Annotated in this window: 9 protein-coding genes and 2 tRNA genes; 1 reads left to right on the plus strand and 10 read right to left on the minus strand. The window is 61.9% G+C overall.

Going from position 1 to position 16,400, the window contains the following annotated elements; genetic code table 11:
• Nucleotides 1-107 precede the first annotated feature (107 nt).
• The 10 genes from Mal64_RS13400 to Mal64_RS13445 all read right to left on the minus strand — a co-directional run bounded on the left by Mal64_RS13400 (nucleotide 108) and on the right by Mal64_RS13445 (nucleotide 10,064).
• Entirely contained in the window at nucleotides 108-2,726 is a 2,619-nt protein-coding gene (locus Mal64_RS13400) for a polynucleotide kinase-phosphatase (protein ID WP_146401083.1), read from the minus strand.
• Complete coding sequence (locus Mal64_RS13405; RefSeq protein WP_146401085.1) at nucleotides 2,723-3,454, minus strand: hypothetical protein; 732 nt, start codon at nucleotides 3,452-3,454, stop codon at nucleotides 2,723-2,725. Before Mal64_RS13405 ends, Mal64_RS13400 begins: the two co-directional genes overlap by 4 nt.
• The gene (locus tag Mal64_RS13410; protein ID WP_146401087.1) at nucleotides 3,451-4,263 is read right to left on the minus strand and encodes a nucleotidyltransferase domain-containing protein; all 813 of its coding nucleotides are present in this window, start codon (nucleotides 4,261-4,263) and stop codon (nucleotides 3,451-3,453) included. The genes Mal64_RS13405 and Mal64_RS13410 overlap by 4 nt, the downstream gene beginning before the upstream one ends.
• Nucleotides 4,260-5,240, minus strand: coding sequence for a nucleotidyltransferase domain-containing protein (locus Mal64_RS13415; RefSeq protein ID WP_146401088.1), 981 nt, complete (start codon nucleotides 5,238-5,240; stop codon nucleotides 4,260-4,262). The genes Mal64_RS13410 and Mal64_RS13415 overlap by 4 nt, the downstream gene beginning before the upstream one ends.
• A complete protein-coding gene (locus tag Mal64_RS13420) occupies nucleotides 5,237-5,800 on the minus strand; it encodes a hypothetical protein (protein ID WP_146401090.1) in 564 nt (187 codons plus the stop codon). Before Mal64_RS13420 ends, Mal64_RS13415 begins: the two co-directional genes overlap by 4 nt.
• Nucleotides 5,797-7,209 carry a 3' terminal RNA ribose 2'-O-methyltransferase Hen1 gene (locus tag Mal64_RS13425; protein WP_146401092.1) on the minus strand — a complete coding sequence of 471 codons (1,413 nt, stop codon included), beginning with the start codon at nucleotides 7,207-7,209 and terminating at the stop codon, nucleotides 5,797-5,799. The genes Mal64_RS13420 and Mal64_RS13425 overlap by 4 nt, the downstream gene beginning before the upstream one ends.
• 27 nt (nucleotides 7,210-7,236) lie before the next feature.
• A complete protein-coding gene (locus tag Mal64_RS13430; RefSeq protein ID WP_146401094.1) occupies nucleotides 7,237-9,552 on the minus strand; it encodes a hypothetical protein in 2,316 nt (771 codons plus the stop codon).
• 47 nt (nucleotides 9,553-9,599) lie between these two features.
• Nucleotides 9,600-9,671, minus strand: a tRNA-Arg gene (locus tag Mal64_RS13435).
• 69 nt (nucleotides 9,672-9,740) lie between these two features.
• Nucleotides 9,741-9,812: transfer RNA gene (locus tag Mal64_RS13440), tRNA-Asn, on the minus strand.
• A gap of 69 nt (nucleotides 9,813-9,881) precedes the next feature.
• Nucleotides 9,882-10,064, minus strand: coding sequence for an SEC-C metal-binding domain-containing protein (locus Mal64_RS13445; protein WP_146401096.1), 183 nt, complete (start codon nucleotides 10,062-10,064; stop codon nucleotides 9,882-9,884).
• 468 nt (nucleotides 10,065-10,532) lie between these two features.
• Between Mal64_RS13445 and Mal64_RS13450 the strand changes: the two genes are divergently transcribed.
• Nucleotides 10,533-16,181, plus strand: a complete 5,649-nt coding sequence (locus Mal64_RS13450; protein WP_197525753.1) for an FG-GAP-like repeat-containing protein — start codon at nucleotides 10,533-10,535, stop codon at nucleotides 16,179-16,181.
• The last annotated feature ends 219 nt before the right edge of the window (nucleotides 16,182-16,400 follow it).

Below are 16,400 nucleotides of genomic sequence, written 5' to 3' on the forward strand. Positions count from 1 at the left end.
GCGTGGCGAGGAAGCCGAAGCAGGCAATGCGGTGCATTGTCGATGCAGGCTGACGAAGCCATGACGCCGATCGCGAGCCGAGCGTCTACACCTATGAGTAAACCGCTCTAAAGCCGCGGATCGACCGGCTCGCTCTCCAACGCCAAAACGCCGAATACGCACTCGTGGACGCGACGCAACGGTTCGCGGCGGACAAACCGCTCCAACGCTTCGACACCCAGAGCGAACTCTCGCAGAGCGAGCGAACGCTTGGCGCCTACCCCACGGCTACGCAGCCGTGACAGGTTCGCTTCGCTCGTGTAGTCGGGGCTGTAGATAATCCGAAGGTACTCGCGGCCTCGGCATTTTACTGCTGGCTGAAGAAGACCGCGTTTGCCACGGGCAATGCTGTTCTTCCAGGGGACGAATGCGAGCGGCTTCACGACCATCCCCTCGCCGCCCGCCTCGGTCAGCTCGGTCCACCAACTGATCGCCTGATCGACCTGCTTGGGGTCGGTCACGTCGACTACGTGGTACGGCGTGGCGAGTAGCACCTTGGGGTCCTGCTCGCAGACCTTGGCGAGCGACTGCATGTGCCACTCGTGGTTTTGCTGGACATGGACCTTGCCCTCGGTCGCGAGGATGTGGAACGGGGCCAGCTTGTAGTCTTCGACCGACTCGACCGGCCAGCAGTAGTGGCGGTAGGCGTCGACGAACCGGCTGGCGGACTCTCGCTGGCGACCAAACTGCTCGGCAAGCCCTTCGAGCAAATCCGACTCCTCACCGCTGAGCCGGTTGGCGGTTGATTCCAAAGCCTCCAGCACCGGCGGCAGCGCCGAGTTGGCGGCCGAGCCGACGGCGGCGTACTGCGACTTCACCAGCTCTTGAGCCTTGGCGGACCACGGCATCAGCTCGCAGTCGAGCACGACCCAGTCGGTCTGGTGCTCTTCCCAGAAACCCGCTCCCGACAACGCGTCACGCACACGACTGAGCAGAGCCGACTCCATCCCGAGGTCGTTGAAGAAACGACGGCCGGTGCGGGTCGTGATGATTCCAGCCTCTTCTTCGACGCCGAAACGCTTGGTGGCGGTTTCCTGGTCGCGGCAGACGACCACCACCGCCCGCGAGCCCATGTGCTTCTCTTCGCACACGACATTCGGGACGCCCTGGCTGCGGAAGTAGCCGAGCGCTTCCTCGGGGTGTTCGAGGTAGCCCTCTTTCGTGCTGGTCTCCGACGGCGACATGGTCGGCGGCAGGTAGACGAGCCAACGCGGGTCGGCGGCGAAGCGGCTCATCACCTCCAGGGCGGCCGTGCCGTTCTCTTCGCGGATCGTGATGTTCGGCCGCAGGCGAGTGGAGACAATCCGCTTGCCTGTCACATCGGCCAGATCGAGCAAGTCGTCGTTCGCCTGCTGCGACGACAGCGTTGGCGCCTTTTCGTCCTCGTCGAGGAAGGGGCGCGAAGGTTCGCAGTAGGTCTGCTTCGCCTTGACGGAGACCGTCTCCAGCTCCGGGTAGCGCAGCGCCGTCAGGGCGCCGCCGAACACACAGCCCGTGTCGATGTTGATCGTCTTGTTCAGCCACTCCGCTTCGGGGACCGGCGTGTGGCCGTAGACGACCATCGCGTCGCCCCGGTACTCGCTCGCCCACGGGTAGCGGACGGGCAAGCCAAACTCGTCGGTCTCGCCGGTCGTTTCGCCGTAGAGGGCGAACTCACGCACCTTGCCCGAGCCGCGGCCCTGCATCGACTCCTTCATGCCCGCGTGAGCGACCACGATCTTGCCGTCGTCGAGCACGTAGTGACTTACCAAGCCGTCGAGGAATGACGAGAGTTCTTTGCGGAACGCTTCTTGTTGTTCTTCGGCGATCGCATCAATCTCCTCCTTGGTCTCGGCGAGGCCGTGCGTGAGCTGCACGTTCTTGCCACGCAACTTGCGCAGCAGCTTGGCGTCGTGGTTGCCTGGCACGCAGATCGCCGAGCCGGCCATCACCATGTTCCGCACTAAGCTCAACGTATCGAGTACGCGCGGCCCACGGTCCACCAAGTCGCCGACGAATGCCGCCTTGCGTCCCTGGGGATGCACGTAGCAGCAGTCGGTCCAACCGGGGCCCGGATCGGCGACCGGTCGTGATTCGTAGCCGAGTTGGACCAGCAACTCTTCAAGCTCGTCGCAGCAACCGTGCACGTCGCCGATGAAGTCGAACGGGCCGTGCTCGTCTCGCTTGTCGTTCCAGAGCGGAACCCGCTCGATCGTGGCGGCCTCAACCTCGTCGGGCGTCTCCAGCTTGAAGATGTGCCGGAAACCCTCCCGCTTGAGGCTCTTGAGCGATCGCCGCAGTTGCGACCGCTGGTTGCGGATCACGTGCGGCCCAAAATCGCGGTCGGCGCGGCTCTTGTTACGTTCTTGGCAGACCTCCTCAGGCAGGTTGAAGACGATCGCGACCGGCAGCGTGTGGTACTCGCGCGCGAGCTTCACTAACGATACCCGTGATTCTCGCTGCACGTTGGTTGCGTCGACCACAGTCAGCTTGCCCGCCGCGAGCCGTTTAGCGGCGACGTAGTGCAGCACGTCGAAGGCGTCACCCGTCGCCGCCTGGTTGTTCTCGTCGTCGCTCACGAGACCGCGGCAGTAATCGCTCGACAGCACCTCGGTGCCGAGGAAGTGCTGGCGCGCGAACGTGCTCTTGCCGGAACCGCTGGGGCCGATGAGGACGACGAGCGACAGGTTGGGAGTCGAAAAGTTCATGTAGCGGCCTCCGCAAGAGCTGCCTGGACCGTCTCTAGCTGGTGTGCGGCAGGTGCGAATTCATCTGGCAACTCCCCGCTGGCAAGGTACTCTGCGACTTCTGGTAACCTAAGCCAAAGAAGAACTTCTTCGTGAGGAACCGTCCGGTCGTCCCAGAAAGCGTTCGCGAGCCGGTGTTTTCTCAGCAAGTAGTCGTCATTGCAAAGAACGAATGCAGCGAGGTGTTTTTTCGCCGATATCGAGTCTTCTGCGAGCCAAGCGGACAGCAATGGCTCCACCGACTCCAAAGCACATCCCTCAGCACATAGCACAGTGTCGATTGCGTCACTATGCGGGCTATCGAGGTCGAGACTCAGTTGGTAGGCCCAATACTCTCGCAGGTACTCGTCAACCCGATTGACCTCTGTTGGTGGCCAGGCCTGCCATTGAGCGTACCGGAGCTTTCCAAACACTACGGCTAGGTCGAGAAACTCATCTCGGTACTCGACGGCCAGTTCCATCAACCGCGGAAGGAAATGCTTGAAGTGCCGAACGTCTCCCCAGGTAGACATCGCCGACCGCGAGTAGTGTTCAAGGTCTTCGTACGTCAGTTCGCGGACAGGCCTGGACGCGAGCTCTCCCGACTCTTCAGGAGACACGCAGCAATCGCAACCGACGAAGTCGTCCCCAACGCGGTAGGGAGCAAATGTCGCGTAGAGTCGCTCGATGGTCTCCGCAAGCTTGGTCATGTGGCGACCTCTGTTCCTCGGTTGGACACACGAAGCCGCACCAGCAAGTCGTTCAACGCGTCCTTGCCGGTCGGCAGCTCCGGAAGCGTTGAGGTGGCCATCGCCGCTTCCAACTCCGCAACCAACCGCTCGTACTCTCGTTCGTGGAACTCGATGTCCGCCTCGTCGAGCCGCCCTTTCTCCGGCCCCGCGAGCTTCCGCTCGACCAGCTCGTCAAGGTACGGCAGCTTCGCCGTCTCGTTGAGCGTCAGCAAGTTCGCGTCGACCTCGCCAGAGCGCATCAGGTGGATCCCGGTCAGCAGTACGCGGTAGACGTATAGCAGCGGCTTGACCCGTGGGGGCCCGTCCCCCGAGAGATGCGGCTTGGGGAATAGCTTCCACTGCGTCGCCGCGAAGCCGAGGTAGTGGTGGCCGTGGAACTTGGTAATGCAGTCCTTGGCGATCGCCTTCATCTCTTCATGCTCAGGTGTCGTATGCACCACAAGCGGCGAGAGCAGTTGCTCCAGCACGTAGCCGTTCTTCTTCAGCATCAGGCCGAAGAACTTCTTCGCGTCGTGCGTGACGAGGTCCATCTCGAGCCCGTCGTGGACGCCTTCCTTCTCGACGGTGTCTTCGCCGCCACACTCGGGACCGTCGAGGCCGACGACCTGCTCCAACGGCAGCAAATGCACGCCACGCAGGTCGAAGTCTGAGTCGGCCGACGGGAAGCCATACAGGTGCGCCCCGCTGATCGTCGCAAAGACGAGCGGGTACGGATGGGCGTCGACCTGCTTCTGGAGTTTTTCGTAATCGATGACTTGGGCGTTCATGGCAGTTCCTCCGCCACGGCCATGCGTCGTGCCCTCACCAGAAACTCGCTCGCCCGCTCGTAGTCGGGCCGCTCCGGCAGGTCGGTCTCCTCCAACGCCCTGTCGAACTCGGCGTGCAGCTTTTTCCTCCAGGCCTCGATGTCGTCCCACGGCATCTCTTCGTTCTTGATGGCGAAGAGCCGCTCGCGGTGCCGACCGACGTCGACCGGCACGAAGCCTTCGCGGAGCACGTGGATGCCGGACAGCAGCAGCCGGATGAGGTGCATCACGTGCTTCGGCTTCACCTTGCCCTGGTTGCGGAGGTCGGCCTGCATCCGCTTGAACTGCGACATCACGTAGCCGTTGTACGTCTGGTAGACCAGCCGCGAGAGGAACGCGTCCTGCATGGCGAGCAGCTCCTCGGCGAGCGGCGTCACGTGCTCGACCAGCGGCGTGTAGAGGCACTCCAGGATGTTTGGGTTCCCCTTCAGGGCCATGATGAGGAACTTCTGGAGTTCCCAGTAGCACTCTTCGCCCTTCCAGCCAACGGGGCCGTCGTTCTCCAATTGCTCGGGCACGCCGTACAGCGACCACTGCAAATCGGCTGGCGGCAGGTAGATGCCCCGGCGGTCGGTGTCCGACTCGTCGGTCTCAAGGCCGAACGCCCGCGAGCCGACCACGCATCGATAGATGACCCGGTCGAACAGCCCGTGCGTCGAGAGCGTTTTGTTCGAGTCGTTGATCGCTCCTTCCTTGGCTGGCATCTCCTTCCACTGGGCCAGCAGCATCAGGTTGTCGTGGTGCAGCGGGGCCTCGAAGTCGTCGACGAACCGCACACGGTACGAGTGCTGCCGGTCCCGCGGCGACCGCACAACCACGCCCACCGCCCCCGCCGGGTGCGCAACCCGCCCGCCAGAACCCTGGACCGCCTTGAGCGAGACGACCTGGGTTCCCACCGAGTAGATGAGGTTCGGGCTGTTGTGGACGCGAGATTTCATGGGTTGTCTTTGGGTGCCGAAGGCTCGGCCAGATATTTCCAAAAGGTGTTGACGTAGGGAGTGTCGAATTGGACGAGGGAAATGTCACTCAGCATGATGATGGATGGTGCATCTTCCCAAGTCCCGAGACCATCAAAATGCTGGAGTGTCACCTTCTCGTCGTTGGTCGAAAGCACTGACCCGATGTAGAAATCCTCACTCTCGTCCTCAGCATCCTCGCACTCAATGATGATTCCATCGTATTGTGTTTTTATTGAGTCAATTGCCGACCGCATGGTTGCGAGGTCGAGTGAGGGTGGCGTCGCAAGTGCAGACAGAAGTCCTTCGCCCTTCAGCATCCGCTCCCAATGCCGTTCGTATTTGTCTGAACGAACTCCAGTAACGTCTGCAATACGAAAAACAGAAAATCCGTCTGGCATAAAGTCATGGAAGCAATGCATCACGCCCAACGACTCTGAGGCATCAATGAGAAAGCCGTTGAGCCGTGGGTTGCTTGGCAGAGAACGCTCCACACGAATCTTCTTGCCGGTACCGACGTATTGTCGAATGCTGTCAGTCATGGTTCTGCTATGTTCTGAAACACTGCCATCTGCGAGGGAGCACCGTATTCGGATTCCTCCGGACCAACCGGCAGGAAGCGGACCGAGTAGCCAAACCGCTCGGCGACCTCACCTGACCACTCTTCAAACTCTGCCCGTGACCACTCGAAGCGGTGGTCGCTGTGCCGCATCTCTCCGGCGGGGAGCGACTCCCAAACGACGTTGTACTCGCGGTTGGGCGTGGTGAGGACAACGGTCGTCGGCTTAGCCTGCTCGAAGACGACCCGCTCGAACGCCGCGAGTCGGGCCGGGTCGAGGTGCTCGATGACTTCGACAATGGCGGCAGCGTCGAAGTTCGCCAGCCGTTCGTCGCGGTAGGTCAGGGCGCCGTGAATCAGCTTGATCCGCTCACGCTGCCGTTCGGGCAGCCGGTCGAGCTTCAGCCGCCGGTGGGCGATCTCGAGCGACCGGACCGACACATCCATGCCGAGGATCTCGGTGAATTGCTTGTCGGCGAGCAGCTCGCGCAGCAGCTTGCCCTCGCCACAGCCGAGGTCGACCACGCGCTTGGCGCCCGACGCGCGGATCGCGGCCAACACTGCCCCGAGTCGCTGCTCGTGCAGGCTTAGCTCGCGTTCTTGCTGTGGCGTCGGTTGGGCCGCCAGAGTTTCTGGTTCGAGGGTCTCCTCTTCTGCAGCCTCTTCCTCAACAAGTCGAGCCAACGCCTGGCGGATGAGGCCGTGGCGTCGTGGCAGGTAGCGGCGAGTTATTAGGTCTCGCTCGGGATGGTCGGCGAGCCACGACTCGCCCTTGGCGAGCAGCTTCTCCACCTCCTCGGGCCCGATGTAGTAGTGCTTCTTGCCGTCGAATACCGGGATCAGCACATAGAGGTGTTGAAGCAGTGTGGCGACGGTGGTCGTTTGCGTGAGCGCAACCGAGAAGTACGGGCTATCGCCCCAATCCGGAAACTTCTCGTCGAGGGGGTGCTGGGTGGCAACGACCTGGTAGCCGAGCGGCTCGAACATACGCTGTAGAAGCTCCTCGCCACCGCGGACCGGTAAAACGTCGATCCGAGCCGTCAGCGGGATCGGCGTCTCTAGCAGCTCAGCTCGCTCTTTCGACCGACCCGACAGCGCCGATCCAAACACCTGCGAAATCGCCACACTCATCAGCGACGACGCGACATAGGGCCGGTCGTTCACGTACTGGTCGAGCGGACCACTCTTCCAGTCCCCCTTGCCGCGCACGAGCCCTACCGGGTCAACGTCCAGCAGCAAGCACGCGACGCACTTCTCCTCGCCTGCTTCGGGATAGAAGACATGAGCCTTGCCGAACGTCAGATTGAACGTCTGACACCGGTCCGGGTGCTTGTGCAGCAGGTAACCGAGGTCGGTCGCCGGCTGGTGGGTTGTGGAGAGTGTTAGCAGCATGCGGACGCCTCCTTGCGGGCGATTTTCTCAGGCTAGCAGCCAGTGACGCGATTTCGACCACCCAAGGAACTGTCGTCCGTCGCTTAGGTTCTCGTCGACACCGAACGGAGTGCAACCGCCGATCGCGTGTACCAACCCATCCATTGCCGGACGGAATCGCACTTGGAACTCGGGCTGTTGAATAGAGAGGTGGCTTTCGGCCCACGCCACGAATTCGGTCAGCTCCGCGTCACCGACGAACGACAGAAAGAAGACCATCTGCCGCCAAGCGTACGCCGTATTCTTCATCGTGATGAGCCGAGCATGCCACAGCGATTCGTTGATTTGCTGACGTCGGCAAATCCACTCGAAGCAGTGACGGGCCATCGACGACAACTGCGGCCGTAGCGTCTCCGCCAGGCCGAGCCCACTGAACAGCGAAGCCAAATTCTGCGTCGTCAGGACTTGCTGTTGTTCGATAATCATCCCGTTGATCGCCGAGTCCCATCCGCCGTACCTCACTCCCGCCCGCTTGCAGCAAAGGTCGGCGAACGCGTCGAGCGTCGGTGTCGTGTTGTAGAACCACGACCGCGAACGCTTGCGTGATGGTTTGGGCAGCTGACGAATCTGCTCGCAATCGATACCGTAGTACGTCGCGTACAGCGTGCTGTCGAGAAACTCTGCAGCGAGCCTGGCTGTCTTGACGAACTTCTCGGAGAACTCGCCCATGAAGATGTCGGCAGCCAGTTCGTCGACAAGTGGCAACTCGACGCCGGCGCCCTTCGCTAACGCCCGCAGCTCCTGCAAGAGCTTGTTCGGGACGATGGCGTGAGGGAACGAAGTGAGCGTGAGGCACGCGACCTCTTCGAGCGTCTGGCGAGCGAGCTGCTGGGCGGGCAGGTCGTCGGTCCGGAAACTCTCCAACGCAGCGACCCACGGCAGCTCTTCAATCCTGACTTGGCTTTGCAGGTCGAGCAGGAGCAGCGAACGGCGGCGTCGGAAAGCCCGGTAGGTTGCCGCATATAGTTGCCGCAGTTGCGGGTCATCGATGCCCGCCGCTCGCAAACCGGAAGTAAGCTGCGGCAGAACCTCGGCGAGGACGTCGCCCGACGGGATAAGCCCTCGTTCGACCAAGACCTCAACCGACTCGGTTAAGCACCGCTCGATGCGTCGACGAATCGTGTCGGGTAGGTCACTACCGGCGTCGAGTCCGCAGTGCGAGGCCTCTTCCGCGGAGATTGGCTCGGTAACCGCCGCGAGGTCTTCAATGCCTTCGTTGCCCGGGTAGGCGAAGAGCCGTGCAACAACGGTTCCGGCAACCTCGTTGTATATTGGCGTCTTCGCCTGCTGCTCCTGAAGGCCACGCAGCGAGCGACATCGCGTGGAGTCCGGCAACCCACGCTTGTTGATGTACCGGGCGAGCAGCAACCGAATCCGACCGACCTCACAGCCCGAGAGCAACGCGGGGTCGGCGACACACCGCGAAAGGAAAGGCATCAGCTGAGCCAAGCTCGACTTGCGGTGCGTCGGCTTCGAGCTCAACTGGTGCTCTTGCTGGAGTCGTTCGAACCGTCGCAACAGATCAGTGGCTCGTTCCGTCCACATCTCAGGGAAGACCTTGCAGGGCCATCCACCAATCACGACAGCTTGCCCTTCTGCTGTTTGACGGGAGCCACTGTTCGTCTCCGGCTGGAGTTTGGGCGGCTCGCCGTCCATGGTTTCCAGGAACAGGTCGACTAGCTCGTCGTATAGGGGAGCCCAGACGGCAATCGCCTCCTTTTGGGCGGCGATTGCTCGGTTCGGCTTGATGCTCCGCAGGCTCCGAATCGTTCGAGTGACGTCCTGCACGCAGACGCGGGACCCGAATCGCCGGGGCCGCTCGGTCGGCTCTGGATAGAACCGGAGGCGCCCGAAGTACGGGGCAACCGCGTCAAGCAAATTACGAGCCTGGTCGCCGTGGCCGTTTGAGCCAAGCCATGCGACTACAAGCAAGGCCCCCTCTTCTGGCACGGAGACATCGAACTTCCCACTTTCGAGCAGTGAATGAAGTTCGCTGAGCCCTTCGTCGGTAAGGAAGAACCGATTGAGAGCCGTGCGGTCTCCTTCGGCGACCTCTAATTGGTGTTTCGAGGCAAGAGCCTTTTCGTGTTCAAGAAGCGGTCCGCCGGCCAGCAGCTCGCCGGTTGCGAAGCCGCCGGTCGCGACTTCCAGAGTCGCCCACTTCGGTACGTCCGCCAGCGGCGTCCGTGAACCGACCGACAGAGTGCCGTCGACCATCCGCGAGAAGATGGCGACCCACTTTGCCGCCTTCTCTTCGGCACGCTTGCGGGTGGAGGCGTCTGGATGCTCCCCGGCCGTCGTCAACGCCTTTGCGAGCTGAAAGACGGCGTATCCTGGATTTGCGGTGTGAGGTCCGGAGGTTGGAGTCGAACCAACACCCTCTCGGTCCGAAGCCGAGTGTTCTCCCATTGAACTACTCCGGAGTACGTGTGCGTCTTGCTACATAGACCTTCTCCTCTGCCTTACGCCAGCAGGGTCGTATAGCGAAATAAGTCCGGAGGCTGGACTCGAACCAGCACCCACCCGGGTAATAGCCGGGCGTTCTCCCATTGAACTACTCCGGAACAAGGGAGGCGCCGACCGCTTTGGCCGCTCCTAAGCTTCCCTAAAGGTAATGGTCTCTCAGCGACCCGTCAAAATCGGCCCCGCTTCAGGCAGCACCGCTTGAAGCGCTTGCCGCTGCCGCAGGGGCAGAGGTCGTTGCGGCCGAGCTTCTCTGCCAGTTCTTTCGGAGGTAGATCGTCGGCGACGTGGACGACCCGGACGCCGACCTTCACCTGCGTCTCCGACGGGTACCCCCGCCGGCGCTTGCTCATCGGCTCGAAAGGACAGGTCTTCGGGGATGTTGCGACGCATGATGCACCTCCAAACTAGCTCTGTAGCGAGTAGCAAAAGGGGATTTGACTGGAGCTCGGACACGATCGCGAGCCTCGAGGTTCACAACTACAGTCGAACCTTGCTGTGCGAAAGCACTCAGCTGGATTCCCATGGGATCTACTGAATAGGAGAATACGCCCAATCTCGCCTCTCTCCACCGACCTGCCGTGAGCCCCATCACTGGCGAATCGCGTCGGCCTGGCAGGCGACATAGGCCTCTGGAAGATCACTGGACTCGTCTCGACCTTCCGGTTGGCATAGATTGTTGCTAGGCAGCCACGAATCAGGGAGGATCATCGATGCCGTCGCAAGGCTACTGGAATCATTCTGTGTCAAATCCCTCGGACCGGCCTCGCGGTAGCTACCGGTCGAGACGGCTCCGATGCGAGCTTCTTGAAGACCGCCGTATGCTGGCAGTTTCGGGGGCAGCGGCTTTCTTTTCCGAGGCGATCGAGATCGTGCCGGTCGCCGACAACGCGGGTTTCGTGCGTGGAGCCGACCTCGACTCGGACGGCGACCTCGATCTCTTGGCCCTTCATCAAGACGGAGAATCTCTCTCGTGGCACGAGGCCACCGACAACGGCTATATCCCTCATGTCATTGTGGCGGATAGTTCCAGTGATGTGAGCCTGCGCGCTCACGCCGATTTCAGCGGTGACGGCACGACCGACCTGCTTGTTGTATTGCATTCTGATACTAACGGGCTTTACTCGATCCGACTGCTGCTCAACGACGGGGAAGGCGATTTCACTGCTGAAACCCTTGCCCTTTCGGAAGCGCCCGTGCAGCTTCAGGCGGTAGACATGGACGACGACGGGGACCTGGACGTGCTCTGGACCGGGGATAACTTCGTCAGCTGGCTCGAACGTGAGGGGCCCGATACGTGGTCCGAGCACACGATCGCTACTGGGCTCACTTCAAAACAAACAACCGTGGGAGACATCGACAGCGATGGCGACCTCGACCTCCTCCTGAACACGTGGGACTCTGAATTCGGCTATCGGCTCTTAGTGGCCGAGAACAGCGATAACGGCTACGAGCTGTACCACTTCACGCCGGGCATCGACGCATATGTTTCGGCTGCCATTGTCGACGCCGACAACGACGGCGACGCCGATCTCGTCGCCACCTGGGACAAACAGATCGGGCTGCTGACCAACGAGGGGGACGGCTCCTATTCCATCGAGATCCTGCACACGTTCAATTATTCCACTCCTTACCTACGACTCCTCGACGTGACGAACGACGGGCGGCTCGACTTGGTCTGCGACAACGTGCTGATCCGCCTGGCCGACCGCGAGGTGATCAACACCGAACTCCCCGAGCACGTGCGAGGGGATTTTGTCGACATCGACGCAGACGGCGACCTCGACCTCCTCACGTTCTCCGATTACCTGTACGACTTTGTCTGGCACAGGAACGCCCCGACCGAGTTGTATGTCGGGGCTCAATACCTATACCCCACTCTTGTCGATGAGGCGGCGCCCCAAACGATCGACTACTACTTCGGTCGTGCCAGGATATATGGTGGCGGCTTCGATCCCGCGGACGCACCGGAGCCGTTGACGGTCCCGTTTACGCTCACCGGCGAGGCGACGCTGGGCGAAGACTTTGTCTTGGTTGGCGCCGACACGCTCGACGCGAGCGGCGGCGTGGTCACGATCCCTGCGGGGCAGCGGGGCGTCACGCTCGAGTTCACGACGCGCGACGACAGCGTGTTCGAGATCGACGAGCGGATCGTACTCAGGCCCCTAGGAAGCCATTTTGTCGTCCGTGACAACACTAGCCAAAGCACGACCGATCGGTACACGCTCACGATTGCCGACGATGACCCGGCCGACTTCGGCGACGCGCCGGCGAGCTACGGCGTCGATCGGGCTTCGGGCGGCGCGAGGCACGGCGCCACGGGGCCGAGGATCGGGTCTTATCGCGACGCGGAGACCGACGGCGCGCCATCGATCGACGCGCTGGGCGACGGGGGGAGCAATGAAGGCATCGTCGTCTCCGAGCTCCACGCCGGGGATCCGGCCTCCGAGGCGTTCATCACCGTCAGCGGCGCCCCGGCCGGCGCGTACCTCGACGCCTGGATCGACTTCGACCGCGACCGCCTCTGGGCGGGCCCCGAAGAGCGGGTGGCGACGCGCGTCTCGGTGGTCGAAGGCGAGAACCGCGTCGCGATCTCCGTGCCCGCGTGGGCGGGCTCCGGTGAGACTTTCGCCCGCTTCCGGCTCAGCACCGACGGCGTCGACTCGCCCTTCGGGTCGGCTATCGACGGCGAGGTCGAGGACGTCGCCGTGACGCTCTACCCGCCGATGCGGGGCAGCAGATTTTTTAACAACGGCATGGATCTGCCCACGGAGACCGTCGACTGGCTCAGGAGTGCTGTCGTGACCGACATCGATGGTGACGGCGCCGATGACCTCGTCAGTTGGCAGCAGCAAGCCGGCCTTGTGTGGCGGAAGAACGACGGCAGCGGAGGCTTCGGTGATTTCCGAACGATCACCTCGGACACAAGTTTTTACAACCATCGCTACGCCGCGGCCGACCTGGACGGCGATGGTGATAATGACATCGTAGGCTCCAACAATCGGTGGTACCGCAACGACAGTGGGAACTTCACCACGTTGGAGCTTGACAGATTCTCAAGCAACGCCGCGATCGTGACCGTCGATTTCGACCAGGACGGCGACATCGATGTCCTGAGGGGAGGGGTCTGGTTCGACAACCAGGGCGACGGAAACTTCATCGAGAAAACCCTTCAGGGTGTTTCGATCAGCGGCGACTTTGAAGCGGTCGACATGGATCGGGACGGCGACCTTGACCTCGTCGGCTACGCCCGCAACGCTGTGGAGATCCACTGGTATGAAAGCCATGGCGTCGATGCGGCCTTCACGGTCAAAGCGTCGATCCCCTACGAGTCGTATTATAGTGTCACCCCCGAGCTGTCGGTCGCTGACATCAACAACGATGGTTACCCCGATATTCTTCGCCACACCGGGTACTACGGCTCATTGGCGTGGTTAGAAAGCGATGGTGCAGGTGGCTTTGAGCAGCATCCCATCATGGAGGGGAGGAGCAACGACAATCTTTTGCTGGTCACCGCTGACCTCGACGCCGACGGCGACCTCGATGTCGTCACTACCCGGGAAGACGAGGGCGCCGTCGGTTGGTACGAGAACCTCGGCGAGCAGGGCTTCGCCTCGCACGCGGTGACCAAGGCGCTCGACAATTTGAGTGGCATCGATGTCTCCGACATCGATCTCGACGGCGACCTCGACATCCTCGCCTGGGGGCCCACAGCCTACGCGGTTGGGGTGATGATCTTCCAACAGGTCACTAATTCGATCGAACTCACCGTGACGCCGGCCAGCCTGTCGGAGGACGACGGCGGGCAAGCGGCCTACACTCTGCGACGCACCGGCCCGAGCAACTCACCGCTGGATGTCACGTTGCGGATCGAGGGCACCGCGGAGTCAGGAAACGACTACCGGTGGCTCGACGGCGCCACAGCGGTCGAAGGCGTTGTGACGCTCACGTTCGCCGCGGGCGAGACGGAGAAAGAGCTGCTGTTCGAGACGATCGCGGATTCGTGGTTGGAATCGAACGAGACGATCGTCGTAAGCCTGCTCGAAGGAGACGAGCACATCGTCGGTGAGGCCGGCTCCGCGGCGGTCGTGATCGTCGACGACGAGCCGGGCGACTTCGGCGACGCCCCGGCCACCTACCCCACCCTGCTGGCGGACGACGGCGCCCGTCACGGGGCCGGCGGGCCGCGACTCGGATCGCTCCGCACCGAAGAGACCGATGGCCAGCCCGGCGCCGAGACGGCCGACGACGACGGCTTGCTCGTGGCGGAGCTGCGCGTGGGTGACCGTGAGTCACGACTCGTTGTCGATGTCTCGATGGCCCCCGCCGGGGCGCGACTCGACGCTTGGGTCGACTTCAACGGAGACGGCTCTTGGGGAGGCGAGGGAGAGCGGATCGCCCACTCGCTGCACGTGACCGAGGGAGAAAACGTCGTCATCTTCGCCACGCCGCCCGACGCGACGAGCGGCGAAACGTACGCCCGTTTGCGGATCAGCACTGGCGGCGGTTTGGGCTTTCTCGGCGCGGCGCCGGACGGCGAGGCTGAGGATCACGAAGTGACGATCCTCTCGCCTGTCTCCACCCCCGGTGTCTTCGGCGACACGGTCCCTATCAACGGATTCCCCTTCTCCAGTTCTAATGTGCTGCCGATCGATGTCGATGGTGACCGAGACATCGACTTGATTGCGTTGTCTTACGGGTCTTACGGCTTGGGAGAATCTTTCTTTTGGCTCGAGAACGACGGCTCCCAATCGTTCATGCCGCATGAGTATGTTTCGCTCCCCGGTGAATATCGGGCGTATACCTCGGCCGATTTGGATGGCGATGGTTTGCCCGAACTCATCCTGAGATCCCAACGAGAGATCTACGTGTACGCCTACGCCGACGGCGGATTCCAGCTCACGGATACGCTGGAAGCGGGCAGACACGTGAGCTCGACCAACACTTACTGGATCACGGCTGCGGACATCGACGGCGACGGCGACGCCGACTTGCTCACTATCGATTACACCGAAGGCGAGTACGGTGTCGATCTCTACGAGAACCTGAGCGGAGAATGGGCGAGGAAGCGATTGGCCAAAGGCTTCTATGGCGTCCCCGACATGGTCGACTGGAATGGCGACGGGAAGATCGACTTGGTAGCCCCCGCCGAAGACACGGCTGACGGTGGCGGCTTGATCGCCCTCCTCAATTATGGCCCAGCCGGGTTCATGCCCCACCGGATCACCGGCGGCTCACTCAATTATGAGTATCGATTCGAAGACATCGATGGCGACGGGGATATAGACATCGCTAACGGTCTGACTACTCAAGCAGTGGGCGGCTCAAGGACTCGTGTGGGATGGTTCGAAAACACCGGCAATGGAATCGTTAGCCACTCCCTCCTCACTACGTCGAGTTATATCTCCCATTTCGAATTGGCGGACTTGGACGGTGACGGCGCCAAGGACATCCTCTATTCGTACCGTTCTACGGGAGTTGGGCAATGGCGGCGCAATCTTGGAGCGGGCGAATTCGCTCGAAGTCGCACGTGGGTCGAGTCCGGCAGCATCTATGGTGACCACGCGAACAGCCCCATGCCGATCGACATGGACGGTGACGGCGACCTCGATCTCGTCCCGACCGTAGTGCTAAACTACCCCGGCGTGCATTCAAACGCCTATTGGTGGCAGAACCTCTCGATTCCCAAGGGCGACTACAACGTCGACGGCGTTGTCGACCAAGACGACTACCAGCAGTGGGTCGATACGTTCGGATTTTTAAATACTCCCAGAGCCGACGGGAACGGCAACGGCGTCATCGACGGCGCCGATTTCACCGTGTGGCGTGACCATCTCGGCGAACGGGCGCCGGCGGTCGACTTCGACCTGAGCGGCGCACTCGATTCGGCGGACCTCGCCCTGTGGGCCGCGACCGAGGGATCGACCACCGACCTTCGCGCAGACGCGAACGACGATGGCGAAGTGGACGAGCAAGACCTGGCGTTGTGGCAAGCGGCGTTCGACGAGGCTCATGCAGAGCCCACAGAGAACAACCCCATCAGCACCCCACCAGACTCCCTCAGTGTCGAGCCCGAAACAGACTTCCCCGGTGTGCTTTCTCTCGCTAACAACAGCGAAGTGGTTCAGGACCGAACCAGCGATCGACTAGCGGCGACCTCCATCCATTTGACGCCAGAGCCTGCCCCCGTGCCGCGGCGAACCGTGCGGCCCCACAAATCTTGGCGAGCAGTTGAAGGGTCGCCGATTGTCGCCCCCGTTTCACACGAATCACTTCTCATCGCGGAGGCGTCGATTCAAGACGCTCGGCAAGTGGCGAGGCCGCACGACTTCGAGGCGGTCACGAACAGTGCCGGTTTAGCGTCGAACGACCACAGCATCATTCCAATGGCGGCTCTGCCCGAGCGCGGCAAAGGGTTCGGTCGGATCTTGAGAGACTGGTTTAACGAGTTTGGCTTGGAGAGGCACTGATCTTGCGATAATTCGGAGAACGGTAGTTGAGCCATTCGGTGATTAATCGACCGTTCCCTCTGCATCCGCGCACTTCGGTACTACAAACCACTAGCACACTCGCGCGCCGACTGCGCCCCTCGGCGTTCTGCGCCCGAGCGGCTTCTCGGCTCATCCTCGCCGCCTGCGCGGGGCCGTTTCCGCGGCTGAAAAGCCGCGGCCTCATTGAAGCGAGCACGG

The sequence above is a fragment of the Pseudobythopirellula maris genome (assembly GCF_007859945.1).
Classification (GTDB): domain Bacteria; phylum Planctomycetota; class Planctomycetia; order Pirellulales; family Lacipirellulaceae; genus Pseudobythopirellula; species Pseudobythopirellula maris.